A 21,599-nucleotide genomic window follows, 5' to 3' on the forward strand; every position below is an offset into this window, starting at 1 on the left:
ATGCTCATCGACGCCCGATCTTCAGAGGAAGAGTGGGAGATCTTCCTCCAGGATTTTATCGCGGATCCTGAAATCATTGCTCGCGTCAAGGCAAAAAAGCTGCGGTAGCAATCGGGTGCTTACGATTGTCCGGATAGAGGTGGCAAAGAAGCTAGCTGCATCGGCAGGCGTTGAGCGGTTCTGCATCGCCCATGTGATGGCTGTATGTTTCAAGGTGTGCCGATTGACACCTGTGATCGCTGCATCGCGGCAAATCCGTTCCCAGCCTGTCTTGATGTCCTTGACCTTCTCACCGCGATAGGCAATCACACAGATCGGATTTTTCTTGCGCCAAAGTCGAGCGTGCAAGAGAATCTGCCGTGGCAACCGGGCCGGTGTGCGTTCCTTTTCGGTTTGCCGTTCCTTTGCACCAGCACGATAAAGAATCCCGTTCTCAATATCGATGTGACCCGCAAAGTCAGATTTTTCCCAACCAAGATTGAGGATGGCGCTCTTTCGTGTGCCGGTATAGACCGCAACCAGAATGAATTTGGCAATGTGCCTCGTCTCAGGATTTTTGCGCGCTATCCTTAAGAGCTTGGCGACTTCCTTCCGGCTCAACCAGCGATCACGGCCAGAAGGCTTTTTTGGCAAATGAACGACAGGAGCCTTAAGGAGATATTCCTCGTGCTCACAATAATTCAGAGCAGCGCGAAGAACGCCCAATTCACGTCGAATCGTTCCATCTGAAACACCGCGCACTTCAGCATACTTGCGACAATTGTTTTTCTTGACTTCGGAAACGGTTTTTTCACCCCAAAAGCCCATCAGCGCATCAATGGCGTATCCCACTCTTGCTGGGTCGGCCGTGTCCGGAGCATGTTCAATTGCATAGGCGGTCAGCACATCAGCCACAGCCATGTTGGAGGGAGCGACCAGATCTCGTGTCGACCATTTGGACGCGAGATAGTCACTCAAGAATTTTTCAGCTTCTTCGCTGCATTCAGGGCCGTAGCCCGTGCTTGTCTCGTTGCCTCGGTCGAGGATGACATAGACCGACGAACGACCTTTTCTCTCCCGGAGAAAGAGACGCGGGGGTTTGGCTCTACGCCATTGAGTGCAAGCGGGTGTTTTCGTCATTCTGGTGTGCTGAAGGACAATTTGGTCACTGACGCAAAAGCTCGTCATATTTTGCCCCTCCCACTCAGTTTGATGGTATGGAGGTAAGGCAAATCAGCTTCGGTTGGGCGAAATAACCAAGCGTGTCCGAGCCGGATACTCTCGCGATCCCTTGCAATGTAACCATGACCTTGCGTTCGGGCGGCAGCCCGGGCGCGAGCGCGAAATGTTTCAGAGGAGCGCCGTTTGGTTTTCGGATCAAGCTGAACAAGATCATTGATCGTCAAAAGAGGTGCAGAGAGGATCTCACGATCAACGTCTGTTCCAACGATCCATTGCCCTTCAGGGTCAGCAACACCTTCTATCCGAAGAATATCCAAGAGGTTGTATTCGGGGTGTGCATCTTTGTGTCCAGCGGTTGTCAATGAAAATCTAAAGCGATGACGTTCGACAGTAGATCTGCTGCAACCCCAGCGAAGCCCTAAATCTGTAATGCTCAAATGCGGCACAGGGTGTTGTTTGAGCGCTTTAGCACGCGCCCTTATGCCAAGTTTTTCTGTATTGCTGTTTTCCGACAATTTCCTGCCTCCAAATTTTATGCTTGGAGGACATGAGTTCGAATTGATCGAAACAAAAATTTTTAGTTAAAGAAATTGGACTGACATCGCGCCCTGACATTACGCATGCATGAAGATTCAATTCTCCTAGTGGGGCACGATGAAAAACGACTTGAAGGGTTTCGCTTTGGAAGCGTCCCTTATAATGCCACTCTGAAATTTTTATTTTTCTAAATTGAAACCACTTATCAGCTGGGCGACTCTACCCTTTGCTGCATCAATTCAGATTTAGCTGATCCAACCACATCATCTACACCTCGAACGACTGCAAATTCAGGGGTTGATTTGAATGGTGACCAGCGCCCTCCCCCACCCTTCTAAACAGAAAGAACATGCAGGAACATAAGGCATACCAGAACAGGTAAAACTAAAGTGCCGCCCGCCTCCCCCCACCATTTTCCGCTGGACCACACTCGTCAAATTCAAAGTACCAGATGAGGGAGCGACCTGAACGATCCTGAATGCGCAGTCACCCTAGTTCACCACCCACTACAGATTGCTCTTAATCATCCGCGACAACCTGCCGCACAAAATGATTAGACGATAATCATACTTGTTGGGACATACAAAACCGAGGCTTGTTTTTACACCCGATGTAGTTGGCTTCACCCAGTATGGCGTTTGCCGTAGAGGCGCAGAAACATCGCGTTTTCTGTTTTTCTCTGCGAGGCAACGATCCCATCTACCTACGTGATAAATTTCAACCGCACCTTGCGGCCACATGACGAAATAGGAATTCTATAAATGACAGGCAAAAAGCATCATTCTCTATTCGGCACTGTAAATACCGACAACCTCGCACCTCTTAAAATAATAGCTCAACGAAAGTTGGCTGCTTTTCCATTGCAAGAAACCGATTGGCAGCAGTGTGCACAGGAGCTTTTGGAAAAACTTACTTCCGATATCGAAACTCAACAGGGGACTGACATCAGGAACAAGGAAACTCTCGCAAACATTGAATTAACCAAAACTCCGTTTGCTGCATTGCTTTGCCAAGATGTGATGACCGATAAGTGCAAAAGCAATGAACCCGGCCATCCGCAGAGCTGTGAGGAAGCCGGAGAGAAGCTGTCCGCCGTAATCTTGGTTGCTACCCTTATCCTCCACGGAAATTCGAAGAATACTCATGCAATTCGTGAAGCGTTGGACTCAGCAAGATTACTCAGAAGCCGGCATCCAGACTTGTTAATGCAATTGGCACCATTTCTGGACGAGAGCGCTTTAGTTCTCACAAATGGACTTTCGGAGCTTGCCAGTAATGAAACCCTTCTGGAACCGCAAAAGAGGCTCTTCATTCGGATGGCGACCCTGTTGCGCAAGGCGAGCAAGGCTTCCCTCCCGACGAAACACACCGACGACACGCGGGCAGATTTGAAGCGTTCTGATGCCGACAGACACAGCTCGGAAATTTTCGACAGCAAAGTCATCATAACTCCGACGTCCAAGATCGACCCCTCGCCATTTCCTCATCGCCTAGAAGATGACTCTAACATCAATGAGATCGAAGGACTGAGCAAGTCCATGGAGAACGACGGTCAGGATGTACCGATCATCGTCAGGCCCCATCCGGAAGTCAGCGATCGATACCAATTGGTGAGCGGTACCAGACGCCTGATGGCAGCCAGAGGCATGGCTGAGACATGCATAAAAGGCATTGTCAAAGACCTTAATGACATCGATCTTCTGATGGAGCAAGGCAGAGAGAACAGCTACCGGAGAGAAGCGACCTATATTGAAAAGGTCCGACTCGCCGGGCATATATTCAAAATGATCCCAAACTATGAACACGCTAAGTCTCAGGTCATGTCTGCTCTGTCAGTTGACAAAACGGAAGCCTCGCGACTTAAGGTCATCGGCGAGAAGATCCCCGATGACATCATTGAGAGCATCGGCCCTGCCCCCAGAATTGGGCGCCCTCGCTGGAAGGATTTAGCAGATCTGTTAGTGCAGCCAGAACACCTCGATAACGCGAGAGAAATAATCGAAGGCAAATCCTTCAAGGACATTGCTTCATCAGATGAGCGGATTTCGCATCTTATCAAAGAGATCGAGGCCAAACCGGCTCTCCCACCCTCCGACGTCGTGACGTTAGACAACACGAAGCTTGCCACATTGACCCACAAAGACAAACGCTCAGTTATGCAAATGCCCGATCAATCATTTGCAATATTTGTCTCAAAGAAATTGCCTGAACTCTATGAGACTTTCAAAAAGGAGCCAGAATGGAATGATGCCGAAGGCATCGCTCATGCAAAGGCTAGCTGAAGGCCAGACGCTCCTCTTTCTGGCGTCCTCGGTAAGATTTTTTATCTCATTGACAGCTGTCAATGAGATAAAAATGGGTGATCTATTCCTCCAATGACATCTGGCTGGATCCACGGTAGTTTCCCGTTATGAGTTCAGAGAATTGGTCAGACACCGAAAACGACATCACCGTGGCATCTTATTTCAAGATGCTGAGTGATGAACTGTCGGGTCGCAGCTACAATAAGGCGGCAATGAACAGGGCATTGCAGATACAGATTGGTCGCAGCCGCGGTTCAATCGAGTTCAAATTGTGCAACGTGTCTGCAGCTTGCATCGGCCTTGGGCTTCCAACCATTAGAGGCTACAAGCCTCGGTTCAATTTTCAGATGGCACTTGCAGAGGCCATTTCCAGATGGCTTGCACACCATCCGGAATGGGAGGTCTCTCTGCATCAAAGAGAAAGTCTCCAACTGGCCGAAGCGGGAGCCCTTTACATCGGCGTGGCCCCAACCATGCGCAATGCACCTCCCTCAGATGAAGTCGAACAGATGCAGCGTGTTGCTCGCCGCTTCGATGTTGCTGGCCGGGATGAGCGCAATCGCGCTTTGGGATATGCTGGCGAGGAGCGCGTATTTCACAATGAACGCATGACGCTTCAGCAAAGCGGCAGGGATGATCTCGCACGACGCGTTCGTTGGGTTTCAAAGGAAGACGGTAATGGGGCCGGATATGATATCGCCAGCTTCACCCCCGAAGGCAAGGATCGCCTGATCGAGGTAAAAACCACAAACGGTTGGGAGCGGACACCGTTCCATATCTCCCGTAACGAGCTTGAGGTTGCGGACGAAAGGCGTGAGGATTGGTATCTCTTGCGACTTTACGAATTTTCGCGCGCACCAAAGGCATTCGAGTTGCGCCCACCTCTCGACGCCCACGTATCTCTCACTGGTCCTGTCACGGTTTCGTTCCGCTCCGTGTGCTCATTTAGGCTGCTTTTCTTTCGAAAGCCAAGGGGCTTTTCCAGCCGAGAGCTGAGTGTTTTCTGCGCGGATTGTACCGCATGGCCAGGCCAGATACACAGACTTTCTGACACTCCCGCTTTTGTTCACACCAGCCGAACAAAAGCGTCTTTTCAAAAAGGATCAAGCCTCATTTGCCGGAAATAAGCGCCAGCTTGGCAAGATGCGCATCGACAACAGCAATAAGCTCTGCATCAAGATATAGATTGTTCTTTTCATTGGCCCAGACATCCAGAAAGACTGAAACCGTCTCTTTCGCCGTGTCCTGCACGAGCTTTTCAGGCAAACGAGCCTTATCAGCCAAATAGGCCAGTTCATCAAAATCCAGTTCTGCCATTTTATTTGTACGGGCATATTTGAGCGCCGCTGTCTCACTTGGCAGATAGGCAATGGTCGATAGCAAATCGTAGGCAGGAGCTAAACTCGCAGCTTTCCTGTCCCGATAGATCAGCGACCAATTTTTCAGATGCATATCATCATTGCCGATCAAGGTAGAGAAAACCAAGCGGCGGATGAATTCGGCAATGTCTGTCTGATCCGTCTCGATACCTAACACTGTCGCGATATTGCGATAGCTGGCCTTGCCATATTTGTTGTCCGGCAGAACCCCAAAAATCTGCGCAAAATCTTCTATATGAACGGGGCCATCATCCGCCCGATCAAAGCGCTTGATGATGAAAGCCTTCTCTCCCTCAAGCCGACCAAGGCCATCGGGAAGCCCCTCAATATCCTTAACATTGAGAAGATCAATCTCGGGCACATCAATGCCGATCATACGGGCAAGTGTCATGAAAGAATATTCATTCTCCGGCACCCGTTCAAAACGCTCCGCTGGAAGCTTTACAATCCACTCGCCGCCAAGTCCCGAAGCAGGAATAACAAGTCCACCATTCTTGCCATCGTTGCGCAGAGCTGAGAATTTAAGCTGCACCCCAGCGAGCGAAAAGCGCAGGGCCTTGTCTCGCCGATCCTGTCTTTGTTTTTCCGTCTCATCACCCGACAGGATCGGAAAAGCACTACTATCACTTGGCTCAACCCTCACCGCTCCCGGCAAGTCCTGTCCCAGTATCCAGAGCAGGTACAATTCACGAACCTGCTTGACGCCAGCCCGTTCGGCAAGATAACGCCGCAATGACCCTTCCGGCAGAAGATTGGAGAAGAAGGGTTGAAGCTTTGGTCCTGTTGCGCGGTGATCGGTAATCAACTCGCCATATTGATCCTTGAAAGAAAGGCTCAACACATCACGGTTTTGATCTTCAATATAGCTTTCTGCAAAAGCAAAAATGGAACGATCCCCCGGCAGAAGAGAAATTGACCCAATTAGCTTGTCATGCAGAAGGACATTGAGCGCCGTTATATCATTCATCATCACCCTCCAGAGAATAGGCAGGGCGCGGAGCCTCTTGCTCTGTTAGTCTCGATGAAGAAGCCTTGATGATGGCCTCAACAGCCGGAACGCTTTTGCGCGGCACAAGCTTCAATTCAAGGTCGAGAACCCGGCAAATTTGAATAAGGCTCGACAGCTTAATATCAACTGCGCCACTCTCGATTTTAGAAATATGGCTCTGCGGCATACCAAGAAGACGCCCCAGATCTCGTTGACTGAGGCGCTTTTCCGCACGTGCCCTTTTGATATCTTCGAATAACTCACTTGCCATAATGATATGTTCCAGAATATTTTTCAATTATATCATATGCTATAGCATATCAAAAATATGATGTCTTTGCAAGATTGATCTGTTTGGGCATATCATAACCAGTAAATGATATGCTTAAACATATATGATTGATTAAAACCTAAATACGCTTCACCGTTCCGGCGCTGGCCCATCATGATGCGTTTGATGAGAAGGAGAGCGGTTTAATTTCTGAGTATCTCTTCGAAGCTCTCGTTGTTGCTCGATATATTCAGAACGCTCCTTAGAAGCAGCTTCGCGACGTTTCTGCTCTTCCTGTAATTGTTGTTGTCGTAATTTAGCCGTTTCAGCATCATCACGTTTTTTTGGCCTCCAGAATTTCTCTTTGGTTTTGTTCCGTTGTGCGCTTATGTGTGCCCGTTACACGATCCCAAAATCCCCAGAGGCCAGTGCGGAGCGGGCTTGTCTTGCTTCTTCTTCGCGGATGCGGCGCTCACGCTGTTCATTGAGCAGACCGAGATTTCTCTTCAAGGATGGAAGCGTGTTTGATTGTCAGAGAAAACTCTGGCAACGAACGGTGCGAGCAGAAACAACTCGAGCCTTGCCAATCCCGATTGCGATTACCTCTCGGTTGGCTCTTCTATTCTGTTGCGTGCGCTTAAAGGAAATTGATGCTATCTCTGCGCAAGAAGTCGCATGTGAGGATCATCATGAAGACAGCCCAATAGATTTGCAGGAGCCGAGGCAATCGCGTTTCTGACATTGCCCCCGGCAGATACGATAGCATCCTGCGCCCATGATTGGCCCATGAAATAGCCTCAAAACGGCATATTTTGACTACGTAGAAGAAGGCAAAAACACAACGATTTCAATGGCGACAGAGGGAAGCCTTAGCCCTCCGAAGGCAGAGGCCAGAGGTTCGAATCCTCTCGGGTGCGCCAATCATTTCAATGACTTAGATGAAAACGCGACCCAACCGGACAATCGGGCTACTGTAGGGCTACAAACAAAATACCTGCCGGGCTTCTTGCTCGTGACAGGTAACTGGAATTCGGTTGTCGCAATCATAGCCTACTGGTCTCGCGCAATACCAGAAATCTCTACCTCCCAAACGAGGGAAAGCTGAGGAGCACATGACATCGTGTCTGGTTTCCCCAAAAAATCTACGCTTTTCCAACGGAAGCAGCCGCGATTGCAAAACATGGACTTGGGTGGGCGTTCTTGCATGATAATATATAGCAAGGGTCCGCTCCGAGCCCTTTGCACGCTTGGTAAGGATGGAGTGTCAGCTAGAGTTAGGAAAAACGCCGTGAATTGTGTCTCCATAGGCTGCATTCCTCATGGTTTCACCAGCTTTCGGAGGTGCGTTTTTAATGCATGCCGATGGTGTTTGAGTTTCGACAAGGCCTGTATTTGCATTGACTCCGTTCATCAAGGCGATAGTCAGCAAAGACAAAATTGGCACACGAGCAATGAGCCCACGTGCCAACTCTAAATTTTATCGTCTATTTCTTGCTAACGGCTTTGAAATTGTAGAAAAAGCCCGAAGGGTGAACCTTGTATCCTTCAACCCCGCTGGTTGAGGCTGCTACATAGATCTTGTGCACCAGAGGAATGATCGGCGCATCGTCCTGCAGGATTTGCTGTGCCTTGATATAGACGTCCATGGCGTCTGGTCCAACGTCCAGGCCGCGCCCCTTGTCCACCAGCGCATCGAACTCCGGATTGGACCAGTTCTGATAGTTGAGGCCAGCTTGGGAGTGGAATTGGGATTTCAGATGCAAGTCCGGATGACCGGTCATTTCCGGTGTCCAGAAAACGACCGAGACATCATAGGCGCCTTGTTTGACCTTATCGAGCATGCCCGCCCAGGTGAACAATTCAATCTTGGACTTGATGCCATGTTGCGCCAGCAGAGCGGCCATCGTCTCGGTAATCACCGACATTTCGGCACGACTGGAGTAGCTGACGATACGCAATTCAAGCGGCGCCCCGTCCTTGGACCAAACGCCATCGACCTTCTCAAATCCTGCCTCGGCCAGCAAAGCGGCAGCCGCTTCGGGATCGAACCTGTAACTGGAGACTTTGTCCGAGGACCAAGGGAACGCAGCCGGGAAGAATTTCCAGGCGGGCTTGCCGATATTGTCGAGAGCACCCTTGACCAACAGATCACGATCAACAAGCAGGTTCAGAGCCTGTCGCACCTTGCTGTCGGACAGTGGGCTCATCTCACCTGCATTGAAGGCACCATAATAGAGGCCAGCGCTTGGTTCCTTATACACTTTGAGTTTGTCGTCTGCTTCCATGCGTTGAACATCGGATGGCAACAGATGCACGACGAAATCCACTTCCCCCGTCTCCAACGCAAGGGCACGAGCATTGTGATCGGGAATGAAGCGATACACAATTTTGTCCAGAGCCGGACTGTCTCCCCAATAGCCGTCGAACCGTTCGACCACGGTTCGGTCCTGCTTTTTATAATCGACAAATTGCCACGGGCCGGTGCCGACCGGTTTGACAAACGCACCCTTGTCATCAAACGACGCGCGGGCATAGATGACCGTGATTGCATCGGTCAATTGATTGGGTAGGGCTGCGAAGGGTGCGTTGGTTTCGATCTCAAGGACAGCATCCGAGACAGCCGTAATGGCCTTGATGTTCAGCAAATCCGAGGCGTAAGGCAGAAGTGCAATGACGCGTTCCAGCGAGTATTTTGCAGCGGCCGCGTTGAAGTCACTGCCATCATGGAATTTGACACCTTCGCGAAGCGTGAAGGACCAACGCGTTGGCGATTCTCTTTTCCAAGAGGTCGCGAGACCGGGAATGAGCTTCATGTCGAAGTCGAGCTTGATCAGGGTGTCGAGGATCTCGCTTTCATTAAAGAAGCGGCTTCTGCGTGGTTTCATGGAGAGCGGCAACGCTTCCCACATGGTTGCGACGGTGAGGGTGCGGTCCCCTTGTTCAGCATGGCTGGCCGATAGGGGCACCGCCAATGCTGCAACGGCAAGCAAAGCTGTCGCCGCCCCTTTAAACAATGACCTGATTTTCATTCATGTTCTCCGTGATTTGAGTGGATTTGTGTGTGTGCCCCGGAGTCGGTCGCCATAGGCGTCTCCGAACAGATTGATCGCCATGACAAGCGCCATGATGGCCAGACCGGGAGCAAGAACGAGGTGAGGGTGAGACCTCAGGTGAGATCGGGATTCCGCAATCATCCGGCCCCATTCGGCCGTACCCGGCTCAACGCCAAGGCCAAGAAAGCTGAGCCCTGCAAAAGAGAGAATGGCCCAGGACATGGAAAAGGCCGTGACGGTGAGAAGCGGTCCGGCGATATTAGGCAATAGGTGGTGCCGGATGATCCGAAAGCGCCCTGCCCCCAAGCTTTCTGCTGCTGCAACGTAAGTCTTGGCCTTTTCCACCATCACCATGTTGCGTACCAGTCGGGCATATTCGGTCCAGTGCACCGAGATCAGCGCAACAATGACCGCCCACAGACCAAGGCCCAGAACGCCGGCAATGACCATGGTAATGGCCAGTGCCGGAAGGACCGACATCCCTTCGCAAAGGCGCATAACGCACTTATCCATGAGACCGCCCAGATAGCCAGACAGCGCACCGATGAGTGTTCCTATGCCACCTGCAAACAGGACAACAAGCAGGGCGCTGCCAACCGTAATCCGGGCACCATGCAGGAGGCGGGAAAAGACGTCTCTTCCCATCTGGTCCGTACCAAGCCAATGGATGAAGGAAGGGCTGGAAAGCCGGTTCAGAATGTCAATCGCATAGGGGTCGTATGGGGTAAACACCGGTGTCCCGATCGATGCGAGCACCACAACAAGGATCAACAGAGCCTTCAATCCGGTCCATCTTGAAAAGGACCGGGTCTGCAAATTGATGCCTAGGGTTTTGCGGAGCATCTATATGGCTCCCCGCACTCTGGGATCGATCAATGTGATCAGATAATCGACCACCAGATTGATCACGACATAGCCTGACGCGATCACAAGGAAGCACATCTGGATAAGCGGATAGTCCCTGTTAAACAGAGATTCGACCAGCAGACTGCCGATCCCGGGCCAGGCAAAAATGGTCTCGACCACAATCATGCCATCGAAAATCCGGGCAAACTGCAGTCCGGTCAGGGTAAGCGTCGAGGGCAAGATATTGGGCACCACATGGTGCCAGAGAATGCGCCGCCTTTTCATGCCTTTGGCGTTCGCGGTGCGCACATAGTCCTGAGACAGTTCATCAAGCAGGCGAGAGCGGACAAAGCGGGCAATGATGCCGGTGACCGACGTTGCAATAACCAAGGTCGGAAGAACCACATGCGCCAGTGTGCCATGGCCGGAACTGGGCAAAAGATCGAGAAAAAGCGAGAAGAACAACGCCATCAATAGCGCCAGCCAAAAATTGGGAATGGACATGCCCACCACACTCAGCGCGGTCAAGGCTCTGTCGATCCAACCACCTGTATGGGTGGCACAGAAATAGCCAATTGGAATGGCCAGAATCATTGCTGTCGCCAGCGATGTAACACCAAGAATGAGCGAACGGCTAATGCGCAGGGCCAAATCACGCGAAACGGCCTCGCCCGTAATGAAGGATTGCCCGAGGTCTCCACCCAACGCATTTGACAGCCAGCGCCAATATTGAAGCGGCACGGGATCATTGAAGCCATTGTCTTGTGCAAATTGCGCAACAGCGGCCTGATCCGGCAGGGTTCCGTCCATCTGAGCAAGCAGAAGCACCTCTGCGAAATCTCCCGGAAGCAGCCGCAGCAAAGCAAACCCGACAATCGAGATGACAAACAGCAAGATCGCCGCCTGAACGAGACGCTGGAAAAGTTGGATCGCCATGAGACATCTCGGTTCTGGAGACAAAGGACAAAATATTCTTGAGTCTTATACTCATATTATAATTGCTTTGTCCAGATCCGCTGCTAACCTTCTGAAAGCCACGTGAGGAACTTGTCCAGAAAAGCCGTCGTCGCAGGCATGAAATGGCTGCCATGATGATAAAATGGATCAAGTGTGGTGACGATCAGCGTTCCCGGTGCATGTCTGGATACATCTTCAAACATCAGACATTCGCCATTCTGTGTGGCGATCAAACATGTTTGGGTCTCGGTCAGGGGATCCAGTGTTCCGTGCAGATGCCAAGTCGCGGCCTCCTTGGTGACATGGGCCGACATGGGGTGATTTGTGTCCACAATACGCACACCAAGATCTGCCCCTTTCTCAAGCCACCACCAGAAATTCGTGTCCATGCCCGTAAAACTGACGTCAGGCAACCACCGGTCAGGGAAGGTTTCCCCCATCACGACCAGCCGGCCACCTGCTTTCATATAACTTTGGAACTGCTCCGATAGCGGTGCGAGATGAAACGCATTCGTTCGGCACGGAATGATGAGCGTTTCGAACTGGGTCAGATCTGTGACAGGGACATCCCGGATATAGATGATCTCATCGAAGAAGTTTGCAAACGGCTCACACCGTAAGGATTGATGGTGATAAGAAAATCCACCATCAATCGCTGCGATGGATGTCTTCTGATTCTCGTGCGCGATTGTCTTCATGACAAAGTCTTTCTCAAGCAGCTACGATCGTATCTTTCAGGTTCGAGCTCTCACTCAACCAGTCGAAGAAATGTTGAACATGGGACAGATTTTCCGGTGAACCGATCATCAGGAAACCCCAGATATCATTGCCGGCATGAACGAAAATGCGCCCCCCACTCTCGCGCTCGACAATCCAGTCAAGCGGCCAATGGTCCGGACCGATGCTATTGATGACAATGGCGCCTTGAGGAGGTGGATTCATGCCTCGCCCATAAAAACCAGATACGCCTTTTCTGAATGACAACACTTCACCAGTGATGCCATCGAACGCAGGATGATCCCCTTCGCGATGCACAAGGAGATCGCTTCTGCCGCGCTTTGGCAGCGGCTGAAAGAGCCTGAATTCTGGCAGGAATGGCTGCACAACATGACCGTTGAACAGGACCGTCCCGCCGCATGCCAGATAGCCTTCGAACTTGTCCTTCAAGCCCATCAGATGTATCTGATCGGAATGGATGGTCAGAATGATCGTGTCATAGACCGCCCAGTTCAGGCGATCGATCTCGTATTGCTGCACGATATCGACCCGATGGCGTGCCAAGGGGGGCGGGAGAGCAGCCAATCCCACAGCAGTGTTGTCAACAAACAGAAAACGACCTTGAGCTTTTGCCATTGGCATTCTTTCAGCAGAGCGTTGAAACGGGGAAGATTTATCTTGAGTTCATGACTCATATTATTTATCGGTATTCTTGTATCCAAAACTCAATTTTTGTCAACCGCGATAGGGGATATCACTCGAATGGAAAATCCATACGGCATTGCAGAACGTCAGGCACCGACAGTCGATCTAAGAGAGGGAGATTGCCCCCTTTCTTTCACGCGGCAGGATTTCATCCGCTATGCCGGACCGGATCAGATCATTGCCGCGGCTCTCATGTTTCAGATGCTGAAAAAGGCTTGTTCTGAGTTGGCCAATGACGGCCTGATCGAAAGAAACGCACTGAAAGTGCAGTTAGGTTTCCCCGGCCCCGGAGTGACTGATATCATTGAGCTTGTTCTGCGCGGCAGCACCCGCAATGCGGGGAACATCACGATCAAAACCGAAGGGCTTCCAGAACAAGCCCCGGAAGCGCTGATCGGGCGTTTCTATTATGAGTTCGAATATGAAGGAAAGCGCATTGCCCTATGGCCCGTGGATGGCTATTTCTCCGAGGAATTTCGCACCATGGTGCGAGGGTTTCAGCCACGCAAAGGGGATGTTTCTGAACAGAGTGCCTATCAATCCTTCAAACAGGACCTGATTTCAAGGCTTATGGCGACGAGCCCAGACGATCTGTTCAATGTGAAAATTCTGAGCCAATAAAATTGCTCAATTATGTTTGGCTGTGTGCCCTGTCATAGGTCTCACCGTTTCGCTTGCCATTTCTTGCAGCATTTTGGTTGTCAATTTGGGTGTCTGGCCCTGCGGCAAATCGACTGCTTTGATCTAAATAGTTGAAAAGTTTAGGTTAAATTCCTAATATCATGACGAAGTGAAAAGTCTGCCCTTCAACAAGGCCTCTATGAAATGGTCCCAAAAGCCATTCAGGGACGGCTCTTGAAAACTGGTTCTGAAAGCCACCTGTGATGAGGCAAGAGGATTGACCTATTGCTAACCGAATGCGATGCAAAGGACGCACGATGACCAACGACAAGACCATTGAAAATCTGAACACAGCTCTGCAAATGGAATTGAGTGCAGCCCATCAGTATCAGCTAAATGCTCAGCTGCTGGATGATTGGGGGCTGGGTAAGCTGGCCAACCAAATGCGCAAGGAAATGCGCGAAGAATGGGGACATTCTGACCGGTTTATCGAGCGCATTCTATATCTCAAAGGCACGCCCCGTATCGAGTTTGAGAAACCCCCTGTTCTGCATACATCCCTTGTCGATCTTTTCAAGGCGGATCTGGAAGATGAGGAAAATGCTATCGTCAGCTACACCAAAGCGGCCAAACTGGCCTATGACATCGGCGACATCGGGTCCAAAGCCCTGTTTGAAGAAATCGTTCTGGATGAAGAAGGGCACAAGGGCTGGCTTGAGTTGCAGCTTGATTTGATCGAGCGGCTGGGTGAGAAGACCTATTCTGCGAAATTCATGTCGACCGGTGATGAAGACGAAGAAGACGCATAAGGGGGCAGAGCGTTCGGAGGAGTGATGCTGCTGCGGCAGAGGCTGGCGTGCCGACCATCGCCGATGGTGGCATCAAATTCTCGAGCGATCTGGCCAAAGCTCTGGCGGGTGGAGCAATGGTGGGCATGGTCGGTTCGCTCTTTCAACGCTAAAAGCCAATAGGATTTAGGTCAATGAGCCCATGATTCTATTGGCTTTCTATTTTGGTAGCTAAGGTCGTGAATGAGGCCAAGGTGGGCGTTGGAGATGATAGGTGCCGTTCTCTGGTGTGAAAGTGGTGACGGAATTCGCGGCCCATTGCTGCCTCTCGACAGCCGACATTTGCCTCAAGGCGACTTCCACATTCCGGACATTCAATCTAACCACAGCATTTTAATCGGGCCATTGGCCGGTATGCGGACATTTGAGACATTCGCTGCGGCGCCGAAATTCATGGCGACCGGCTGCTCTTCTGGCAAGAAGGCCGTGAGCTGACTTCTGTTGCAGGTGCGAAGCCATTGATCCTGTCGGCAAAAGTTGACATTTGCTCGAATGCCACAAATCCGTTCATGCCCACGACTGCGAATTTCCAATCTTGGTACGTATTCGAACTGAGCAGCGTACTGCAAAGGTGCGGTATGATGGTTTGAGTTGCTCTATTTTTGAAAGATTTGTACAAAATAAAATTAGCAATTTGAGATTGAACTTCAGTTGTGCGATTTTACCGCCAATAGAATTCGTCGTCATGCGGCAGGGAAAAATAGAAGTCTTAGTTACAGCCGTTGCAGGTAACGCGGGTAATGGCGTCGGTAGTGTTGCGGTTATGTGCTGGTCCGACCAAGTTGGTGTGAAGCATCTTTTGTTCCATATCACTTCCGATATCAATCTAACATCCAGCGCAAAGTGACAAGTTTATGAGCAAGATGTTGTTCAAACCCCTTGGGGGCAATTATGTCGGATAGAGTACGGTCAATATTAGTGATTTTGATCGGTTTTTTGTCAATCAATGCAAATGCGCAAAGCATTCGTTTGAATTCAGTCCAATCAGGAAGCTTCTCTGTAACTGAAATTAGTCAGCAGATCATATCGAATAATTATAAGTACATTTCTTTAAGCAAAATAATTGAAATGATAAATATAAATAAAAATGGAGCGAGATTAATTTCTTTTGATTGTTTTGATGACCGTGGCCGAAAAAATTTGTGCGAATTTGTTAGTGATATAAGCGATAGTTTTTCGATTAATAGAGTTGGTTTAAGTTTTTATTTCTTTAATAATAGAATGTATACAGAGAAGGATTATCCGACTCTTGTTTATTTTTTCGAGGGCGATGAAGATAAATGTAGAATTGATAAAAAGAAAATTGCTACTTTGGTTTATATTGGTAAAAATTTAAATCGGAGCGGGGTTGTTGATTGTATTGGGGATTCACTAAGATCGGAGATTGTCAGAAAGACCGGACTTGATGAGGATATTCTTGATCTTATCGCATATGAGTTTGCTTTGGACGGGATTATTACTTATGTTCCAGTATCTGAAAGTGTCGCCAAGATGAATGAAGAGTTTGGGAAATTTGTGAAATGAGCTCTTTAGGGAATCAACTGGCAGTTCACACAATTGACGCACTATTAACCGCTTTGCGCGGCATTCCTGATGTCTAAAACGGCCCGAACCGGCAGCCTAAGCCTAGATGCGCCACGAGGTCCCTTGAATGGCCGCTTTCGCCTGCGGAATCACAGATCTGGCACCCGCAGCAGATGACCGCTTCCCGCCCTCTCGACCAGTTAGCCATTTATGTGGGATGGAGATACTGCATCGCACCCAATGTCTCGAAGGTCCGCACAGCGGCCTTTGACCCAATATAAATGCTGCGCTCTTGGTATGGAATACTGCGAGATTGAGATAGAAGGGCAGTCATACATGGATCGCTGCACCTGTTCATGAATGCGATCAGATAAACGAACGCAGCGACTTCGTGATACGCATAATCGAATTGGCCCGGGTCGAAACGATCTTCCGAACTTTTTCAAAGATCAGTCTGACATAGCCCGTATTGCGACACTCAATCCCATCCCGACATAACATTCAAACCAACCGCAGCATGCTCAGCGGTCCGGTGACGATCCGCTGAATTGACCGTCATTCTCATTTCCCTGAGCTCCGCCAGCGTGCAAAGCGAGCGGTTACTTGAGCGACAAGAAGATGGCGTCTAGCACCTCGATGTGAGTGTTGGGATCGTCACCTTCTGAAATGGCCAAGGCCGCCCTGTCGAAAAGGGCTGACAATTGAATGGTCAAGGCATCAAGCGGCAGTCTCTGGATCTCACCGGCCTCCATTGCTGCCGCAAGACCCAATCGCAACGTATCCGCCGACGTTTCTCGGTCGATCTGGTCGATCTCCCTTTGTCCAAGCACAGCCGGGCCATCACGGAGCATGATCCGAACGCGCCCCTTGTCGGCCATTGCTTTGAGATAGCCGCGACTGCCTTGCTTCAGAGCCTCCACGGCCGCTTCCGGTTCTGTCTTCGCCGATCTGGTAATTTCCTCTGCAACCGCCTGATATTCTTGCGTGATGACGGCCCGAAAGAGCGCCACCTTGTCCTCAAAGTGATGGTAGAGCGCGCCGCGTGTCACGCCCGCAGCCCTGACGATCTCCGGTGTCGAGGTTTCAGCATAGCCTTTTTCTGCGAATAGCCGTCTGGCCGCGTTCAGCAGCGCCGAACGTGTTGCTTCGGTGCGGTCTTTGTTGGAGCGGATTACAGAATCCTGTTGCATGCATGCAGCCTGTATGTTTATTGAGGTATATACATACAGATTGTATGTTTTACACAAGGGAGAAGCAACATGAAATGCACGCAATATTATCCCGTCATCCAAACCAAGGACGTTCAGGCAACGAAGGCTTTCTATGTCGACAACTTCCGTTTCAAGGTCAGCTTCGATGCGGACTGGTACTGCCATCTCCAGTCAAGCGAGGACCCCAAGGTCAACATCGCAATCCTGAAAGGCGATCACGAGACGATCCCCGCCGAGGGGCGTGGGTCCACGGCAAGCCTGATCCTGAACTTCGAGGTCGAGGACGTTGATGCCGAATTCGAGCACATTAAGAAGGTGGGGCTACCCCTTCTGAAACCCCTGACGGATGAGGCCTTTGGCCAAAGACACTTCATCACACGCGATCCCAATGGGGTCCTCATCGATGTGATCAAGCCAATTCCCCCTGTTGGTCAGTTCGTCGATCAGTATGCCATCGACGCTCTGCCCGCCTGACCAATGCACAGCGAGGCTCGAACGCACCATCCGGGCCTCGCATGCGATAGATACCATAAGCCCAGAATCGGGTTCAGTTCAGATCCGGCCGCAACTACTCAAATTCCCCGAGTATTTCGTGCTGAAGCTCGATCCGTTCCATATGCGCTTTGCCGCGGACCCCGGCCTTTTGCAGACTGACGAGCGCCAGATAGCGCGACAGACTGAGCGCAGAACCAGCGCTATCCAAAATGGAACTGGTTTCCACTTCGGTGAAAAATGTCCAACTGGCCAAACCGGGCAATCCACGCGCAGTGGGATCCGTGAGCAGAAGAATCTGGATGCCCTTTTCCTTGGCGGCCTTCAGAATGGTCTCCAGCCGAGAGGGCCGCCGCCTCAAGGCAAAAACAATCAGCAGATCTTCTTCCAGAAAATCTCCCACATATTCGCCCATTGTTTCTCCACCGGTCGGTAGCAAGTGGACATCGCCGCGAAACTGCAACAATTGCCATCGCAAGTAATTGGCCAGAAAATGACTGTTGCGGTAGCCGAGCAAATAGATCCGCCTCGCTGCAACAATCCGCTCTGTCACGACCTCCACATCTTCTGGATTGAGCCGCATCAGGCTTGACTGCAACAGATAGGTTTCCTCGGCCAGATAATCGGCCACCGAAAGGATATGTTGCGGCGCCTTGCTTTCCATATAGAGGGGGGAGCCCCAATGGGTTGTCTCGCGCGCCAGAAGCTTGGCCTCATCGAAGCTGGCAAATCCCAAGCGGCGAAACAGACGGGTTCCAGCAGCCTTCGATACGCCGGCAAGCGACGTCAACTCGGTGGCCGTATACAAACTCAGATCCCCCGGCGATTCCAAGATTGCATCTGCTAATTTCCGTTCGGAATCAGGAAGTTGCTCATAGTGTTCATGAATTCTGACTTCGATTGATTTTGCGCGAGAATCGCCCATTTCGGCCTCTTTCAATTTTTTTCATCAACACTTTATTTGAAACTGACGTTTCAATCAATATTGACATTTCGATACATCAGTTTCAGTATTTCTGAAAAGTACAAAAGAAGACCGGGAACAGCGTTATGGATCTTTATGCCACGAAGGCTCTTTCATGGAGCCGGCGCCTGAATTGGTTTGTCGAGCGGCTTTGTGTCGCTCTTCTAATCCTGTTGGTTCTGGATGTCTGGCTGGGCGTCCTGGTCCGTTACCTCCTGCCGCTGGGCTGGACATTCACCGAAGAACTGGCCCGTTATCTGATGATCTGGATGGCTCTTTTGGCTGTTTCGAGCGGCATATCGCACAGAGAGCATATCGGCGTGCTGGTGATTTTCGAACGCTTCCCCCCGAAAGCGCGTAAATGGCTGGCGGTACTGTTTGATTTGTTGGCCTTTCTCTTCTTCGCGATGGTCTTCTTCTACGGGCTTGGCTTTGTCGAACGGGGATTTTCCCGTTTCACGATGATTGCCCAGATCCCCAAGGGATGGCCCTTTATGGGCGTCCCTCTCGCTGCTGCCTTTGCCTGTGTCCAGCTCGCTTTGGTCGCCATGCATGACTTCTTTTCCAATGACGGTGTGACCGCCGCCGAACGCGTGGAGATCTAAGCGATGATTTTGGTAGCAGTGACCTTTTTCGGTCTCCTTGCGATCGGTATGCCGGTTGGCTTCGTGCTTGGCATTGCCGGCATGGTGGGCATCATGGATATGGGGGGCGGCAAGTTCCTCTCCATGGCACCGGACCGCATGTTTGCCGGGCTCGACCTCTTTCCGTTCCTCGCCATGCCCTTCTTCATCCTCGCAGGCGAGATCATGAACCGCTCGGGCATCACCCACAATCTGGTGAAATTCGCGGACGCTCTGGTCGGCTGGCTAAGAGGTGGCATGGCCCATTCCAACATGGTCGCCTCGGTCATGTTTGCCGGGCTGACCGGCGCCGCCACCGCTGATGCCGCCGCCTTTGGCAACACTTTGGTGCCTGCCATGGTCAAGCAGGGATATTCCAAGCCCTTTGCCTGCGCTGTCACGGCGGCAGGATCGATCATCGGCCCCACCATTCCCCCCTCGACCCTTGCGGTGATTTATGGCTCACTGATGGGCGTCTCCATTGCCGGTTTGTTTGCGGCAGGCATTTTGCCCGGCCTTCTCATTTGCCTCATCTGCATGGCCGTGATTGCTGCCCTTGGCGAAAAGCTCAATCTGCCCAAATCCGGCAAACGACCAAGCCTGATGGCCATTTTGAAGGCCTTTCGCCAGAGCCTGCTTGCCCTCGTCCTTCCCGTCTTCATTCTGGGATCCATTCTAGGGGGCATTGCCACCCCGACCGAAGCCGCCTCCATCGCGGTGGCTTACGCGCTGTTTGTCGGCGGCGTCATCTATCGCGCACTGACCTTCAAGGACCTGTATGAAATGATGGTGCGGACCACCCGCATCACCGGAGTGATCTTTCTGATCATCGCGTCGGCCTCCATCCTTGGCTGGTGGCTCACCTACAACCAGATCCCGCAAGCCATCGCCGACTTCTTCCTGACGGTCTCGGACAATCCCAAAGTCATCATCGGCATGATCGTCCTGATGCTGCTTTTCATCGGCCTGTTCATGGATATCAACGCCACCCTGATCATTCTGGCCCCGGTTCTGGCGCCCCTGACGGCAGAAATCGGCATGAACCCGGTTCATGCGGGCATCATGATCATTCTGGCGCTCAATATTTCCTTGATGACACCACCGGTTGGCGCCTGCCTGTTTGTGCTGGCTTCGGTCACCAAGGAAAAAATCGAAAATATCTCCAAATCCCTTTGGCCATTCCTTCTGGCGGAAGTCATCATCCTGATGCTTGTTGCCTTCTGGGAAGACATGACTTTGTTCGTGCCGCGGCTGCTGGGCATTCAATAAACCAAAAAAGTACGCAATCCTCTTCCAACCAACGGAGCAAGCAATGACTTTCCTTCCTTCCCTTAAGTCGCTCACCCTGGGTGCCGCAGCATTGGGCCTGATGGTTTCCTCTTCACTGGCCGCCGACGTCACCATCCGCATCGGCCATCTTAATCCGGCTGATCCGACCGAAAGCCATTCCGGTGCCATGACCGCTGTCTTCAAGTCTCTGGTAGAGACCGCATCGGGTGGCGAGATCGAAGTCAAACTCTTCCCCAACGGCCAGCTGGGCAAAGACAATGAAGTGATCCAGCAGGTGCGCGATGGCATTGTCGAGAGCTGCATCTCGTCCGCCGGTGGCGTGGCCCAGCATTATCCGCTGGTTGGTGTCTTCGACATCCCGTTCGCCTTCCCCAACATTGCCGTTTCCAACAAGGTTATGTCGCTGCAGAGTGACTTCGGCAAGAAATTTGCAGCCGATCTCGACGCCAAGACCGGCCTGAAAACCCTCTCCATGCTGGATTCAGGCGGCTTCTTTGCCTTCACCAATTCCAAGAAGCCAATCAAGACCGTCGCCGACATGGAAGGTCTGCGCATCCGCACCATGACCCTGCCAACCCATCAGGCGATGATTGACTCCCTTGGCGGTCAGGCAACCCCTCTGCCTTGGGCCGAAGTCTATACCGCCCTGCAAACCGGCGTCGCTGACGGTCAGATGAACCCGATTCCGGTCATCGCCTTCGCCAAATTTGACGAAGTCCAGAAATATCTCTCCATCACCAACCATGTCATCACCCCATATCTGTGGTTCATGAATGGCGAATTCTACGCAAATCTGAAGCCTGAACACAAAGCGATTGTTGATTGGGCAACGGAAGTGGCAACCGAAGCAGGCCGCGGCACCTCCCGCATCATCGAAGCCTCCAGCAAGGGCCTGCCAAAGCTGGCCGAGAAAATGGAAGTCAATGCGGTCTCCCCAGCAGAAGCAGCCAAATTTGCTGAAGCAGCCCAGCCTGCCGTGCGCAAGCTGATCGAAGAAAAATTTGGCGCAGAAGGCACCGCCATGCTCGAAGCCATGTTGGCTGAGATCGAAAACGTAAAATAATCCTATCTAAGACGCGAGACGGCGGGCATCAGTCGGCCGTCTCACC

Annotated in this window: 19 protein-coding genes and 2 pseudogenes; 10 read left to right on the forward strand and 11 right to left on the reverse strand. The window is 51.3% G+C overall.

Going from position 1 to position 21,599, the window contains the following annotated elements:
- Positions 1 to 21: 21 nt before the first annotated feature.
- Together FDK21_RS14920 and FDK21_RS14925 are read right to left on the reverse strand one after the other, a co-directional pair.
- Positions 22 to 957 (reverse strand): tyrosine-type recombinase/integrase, encoded by a 936-nt coding sequence (locus FDK21_RS14920; protein ID WP_171022107.1) that lies wholly within the window; start codon positions 955 to 957, stop codon positions 22 to 24.
- A gap of 206 nt (positions 958 to 1,163) precedes the next feature.
- The gene (locus FDK21_RS14925; protein WP_138149497.1) at positions 1,164 to 1,676 is read right to left on the reverse strand and encodes a hypothetical protein; all 513 of its coding nucleotides are present in this window, start codon (positions 1,674 to 1,676) and stop codon (positions 1,164 to 1,166) included.
- A gap of 783 nt (positions 1,677 to 2,459) precedes the next feature.
- On the opposite strand from FDK21_RS14925, the gene repB reads away from it, so the two are divergent.
- A complete protein-coding gene (repB, locus tag FDK21_RS14930; RefSeq protein WP_138149499.1) occupies positions 2,460 to 3,980 on the forward strand; it encodes a plasmid partitioning protein RepB in 1,521 nt (506 codons plus the stop codon).
- Positions 3,981 to 4,510: 530 nt separating this feature from the next.
- A pseudogene (locus FDK21_RS21040) lies at positions 4,511 to 4,858 on the forward strand (DUF3883 domain-containing protein); the annotation flags it as partial.
- A gap of 253 nt (positions 4,859 to 5,111) precedes the next feature.
- Here the strand turns inward: FDK21_RS21040 and FDK21_RS14940 are convergent.
- The 7 genes from FDK21_RS14940 to FDK21_RS14970 all read right to left on the reverse strand — a co-directional run bounded on the left by FDK21_RS14940 (position 5,112) and on the right by FDK21_RS14970 (position 12,848).
- On the reverse strand, positions 5,112 to 6,350 hold the full coding sequence (locus FDK21_RS14940; protein ID WP_171022108.1) for a type II toxin-antitoxin system HipA family toxin: 1,239 nt from the start codon (positions 6,348 to 6,350) through the stop codon (positions 5,112 to 5,114).
- Positions 6,340 to 6,666 carry a helix-turn-helix transcriptional regulator gene (locus FDK21_RS14945; protein WP_210238802.1) on the reverse strand — a complete coding sequence of 109 codons (327 nt, stop codon included), beginning with the start codon at positions 6,664 to 6,666 and terminating at the stop codon, positions 6,340 to 6,342. The genes FDK21_RS14940 and FDK21_RS14945 overlap by 11 nt, the downstream gene beginning before the upstream one ends.
- Before the next feature lie 1,457 nt (positions 6,667 to 8,123).
- Positions 8,124 to 9,668, reverse strand: coding sequence for an ABC transporter substrate-binding protein (locus FDK21_RS14950; RefSeq protein ID WP_138149504.1), 1,545 nt, complete (start codon positions 9,666 to 9,668; stop codon positions 8,124 to 8,126).
- Positions 9,669 to 10,535: an ABC transporter permease gene (locus FDK21_RS14955; RefSeq protein ID WP_114010900.1), complete on the reverse strand. Its 867-nt coding sequence runs from the start codon at positions 10,533 to 10,535 to the stop codon at positions 9,669 to 9,671.
- Positions 10,536 to 11,474, reverse strand: coding sequence for an ABC transporter permease (locus FDK21_RS14960; RefSeq protein WP_138149505.1), 939 nt, complete (start codon positions 11,472 to 11,474; stop codon positions 10,536 to 10,538). It abuts the gene before it with no gap.
- A gap of 83 nt (positions 11,475 to 11,557) precedes the next feature.
- Positions 11,558 to 12,193 carry a hypothetical protein gene (locus FDK21_RS14965; protein WP_138149507.1) on the reverse strand — a complete coding sequence of 212 codons (636 nt, stop codon included), beginning with the start codon at positions 12,191 to 12,193 and terminating at the stop codon, positions 11,558 to 11,560.
- Positions 12,194 to 12,206: 13 nt separating this feature from the next.
- Positions 12,207 to 12,848: a hypothetical protein gene (locus tag FDK21_RS14970; protein ID WP_138149509.1), complete on the reverse strand. Its 642-nt coding sequence runs from the start codon at positions 12,846 to 12,848 to the stop codon at positions 12,207 to 12,209.
- Between the two features lie 126 nt (positions 12,849 to 12,974).
- On the opposite strand from FDK21_RS14970, the gene FDK21_RS14975 reads away from it, so the two are divergent.
- From FDK21_RS14975 to FDK21_RS14990, 4 genes and pseudogenes are all read left to right on the forward strand, one after another.
- Positions 12,975 to 13,538, forward strand: a complete 564-nt coding sequence (locus FDK21_RS14975) for a hypothetical protein (protein ID WP_138149511.1) — start codon at positions 12,975 to 12,977, stop codon at positions 13,536 to 13,538.
- 317 nt (positions 13,539 to 13,855) lie between these two features.
- On the forward strand, positions 13,856 to 14,347 hold the full coding sequence (locus tag FDK21_RS14980) for a bacterioferritin (RefSeq protein ID WP_114010905.1): 492 nt from the start codon (positions 13,856 to 13,858) through the stop codon (positions 14,345 to 14,347).
- An 8-nt stretch (positions 14,348 to 14,355) separates the two neighbouring features.
- Positions 14,356 to 14,487: pseudogene (locus tag FDK21_RS14985) on the forward strand (IMP dehydrogenase); the annotation flags it as partial.
- 790 nt (positions 14,488 to 15,277) lie between these two features.
- Positions 15,278 to 15,910, forward strand: coding sequence for a hypothetical protein (locus tag FDK21_RS14990; RefSeq protein WP_138149513.1), 633 nt, complete (start codon positions 15,278 to 15,280; stop codon positions 15,908 to 15,910).
- Between the two features lie 599 nt (positions 15,911 to 16,509).
- On the opposite strand, the gene FDK21_RS14995 is transcribed toward FDK21_RS14990, so the two are convergent.
- Positions 16,510 to 17,100: a TetR/AcrR family transcriptional regulator gene (locus FDK21_RS14995; RefSeq protein WP_138149515.1), complete on the reverse strand. Its 591-nt coding sequence runs from the start codon at positions 17,098 to 17,100 to the stop codon at positions 16,510 to 16,512.
- A 69-nt stretch (positions 17,101 to 17,169) separates the two neighbouring features.
- Here FDK21_RS14995 and FDK21_RS15000 point away from each other — a divergent pair, with 69 nt between their 5' ends.
- Positions 17,170 to 17,595 carry a VOC family protein gene (locus FDK21_RS15000; protein ID WP_138149517.1) on the forward strand — a complete coding sequence of 142 codons (426 nt, stop codon included), beginning with the start codon at positions 17,170 to 17,172 and terminating at the stop codon, positions 17,593 to 17,595.
- A gap of 94 nt (positions 17,596 to 17,689) precedes the next feature.
- Here FDK21_RS15000 and FDK21_RS15005 read toward each other — a convergent pair whose 3' ends face one another.
- The gene (locus FDK21_RS15005; protein WP_138149519.1) at positions 17,690 to 18,538 is read right to left on the reverse strand and encodes a MurR/RpiR family transcriptional regulator; all 849 of its coding nucleotides are present in this window, start codon (positions 18,536 to 18,538) and stop codon (positions 17,690 to 17,692) included.
- Positions 18,539 to 18,663: 125 nt separating this feature from the next.
- Here FDK21_RS15005 and FDK21_RS15010 point away from each other — a divergent pair, with 125 nt between their 5' ends.
- The 3 genes from FDK21_RS15010 to FDK21_RS15020 are packed head-to-tail and all read left to right on the forward strand — an operon-like array spanning position 18,664 to position 21,553.
- A complete protein-coding gene (locus FDK21_RS15010; protein WP_171022109.1) occupies positions 18,664 to 19,182 on the forward strand; it encodes a TRAP transporter small permease in 519 nt (172 codons plus the stop codon).
- A gap of 3 nt (positions 19,183 to 19,185) precedes the next feature.
- Entirely contained in the window at positions 19,186 to 20,469 is a 1,284-nt protein-coding gene (locus tag FDK21_RS15015) for a TRAP transporter large permease (protein ID WP_171022110.1), read from the forward strand.
- A gap of 43 nt (positions 20,470 to 20,512) precedes the next feature.
- The gene (locus FDK21_RS15020; protein ID WP_114010909.1) at positions 20,513 to 21,553 is read left to right on the forward strand and encodes a DctP family TRAP transporter solute-binding subunit; all 1,041 of its coding nucleotides are present in this window, start codon (positions 20,513 to 20,515) and stop codon (positions 21,551 to 21,553) included.
- Positions 21,554 to 21,599: the final 46 nt, after the last annotated feature.

It is taken from the genome of Cohaesibacter sp. CAU 1516, from assembly GCF_005771485.1.
GTDB lineage: Bacteria > Pseudomonadota > Alphaproteobacteria > Rhizobiales > Cohaesibacteraceae > Cohaesibacter > Cohaesibacter intestini.

What these genes read in the sequence shown, in the direction of transcription:
- repB (WP_138149499.1), top strand. Translation starts at nt 2,460, where the DNA reads ATGACAGGCAAAAAGCATCATTCTCTATTCGGCACTGTAAATACCGAC.
- FDK21_RS14940 (WP_171022108.1), bottom strand. Translation starts at nt 6,350, where the DNA reads ATGATGAATGATATAACGGCGCTCAATGTCCTTCTGCATGACAAGCTA.
- FDK21_RS14950 (WP_138149504.1), bottom strand. Translation starts at nt 9,668, where the DNA reads ATGAAAATCAGGTCATTGTTTAAAGGGGCGGCGACAGCTTTGCTTGCC.
- FDK21_RS14955 (WP_114010900.1), bottom strand. Translation starts at nt 10,535, where the DNA reads ATGCTCCGCAAAACCCTAGGCATCAATTTGCAGACCCGGTCCTTTTCA.
- FDK21_RS14960 (WP_138149505.1), bottom strand. Translation starts at nt 11,474, where the DNA reads ATGGCGATCCAACTTTTCCAGCGTCTCGTTCAGGCGGCGATCTTGCTG.
- FDK21_RS14965 (WP_138149507.1), bottom strand. Translation starts at nt 12,193, where the DNA reads ATGAAGACAATCGCGCACGAGAATCAGAAGACATCCATCGCAGCGATT.
- FDK21_RS14970 (WP_138149509.1), bottom strand. Translation starts at nt 12,848, where the DNA reads ATGGCAAAAGCTCAAGGTCGTTTTCTGTTTGTTGACAACACTGCTGTG.
- FDK21_RS14975 (WP_138149511.1), top strand. Translation starts at nt 12,975, where the DNA reads ATGGAAAATCCATACGGCATTGCAGAACGTCAGGCACCGACAGTCGAT.
- FDK21_RS14980 (WP_114010905.1), top strand. Translation starts at nt 13,856, where the DNA reads ATGACCAACGACAAGACCATTGAAAATCTGAACACAGCTCTGCAAATG.
- FDK21_RS14990 (WP_138149513.1), top strand. Translation starts at nt 15,278, where the DNA reads ATGTCGGATAGAGTACGGTCAATATTAGTGATTTTGATCGGTTTTTTG.
- FDK21_RS14995 (WP_138149515.1), bottom strand. Translation starts at nt 17,100, where the DNA reads ATGCAACAGGATTCTGTAATCCGCTCCAACAAAGACCGCACCGAAGCA.
- FDK21_RS15000 (WP_138149517.1), top strand. Translation starts at nt 17,170, where the DNA reads ATGAAATGCACGCAATATTATCCCGTCATCCAAACCAAGGACGTTCAG.
- FDK21_RS15005 (WP_138149519.1), bottom strand. Translation starts at nt 18,538, where the DNA reads ATGGGCGATTCTCGCGCAAAATCAATCGAAGTCAGAATTCATGAACAC.
- FDK21_RS15010 (WP_171022109.1), top strand. Translation starts at nt 18,664, where the DNA reads ATGGATCTTTATGCCACGAAGGCTCTTTCATGGAGCCGGCGCCTGAAT.
- FDK21_RS15015 (WP_171022110.1), top strand. Translation starts at nt 19,186, where the DNA reads ATGATTTTGGTAGCAGTGACCTTTTTCGGTCTCCTTGCGATCGGTATG.
- FDK21_RS15020 (WP_114010909.1), top strand. Translation starts at nt 20,513, where the DNA reads ATGACTTTCCTTCCTTCCCTTAAGTCGCTCACCCTGGGTGCCGCAGCA.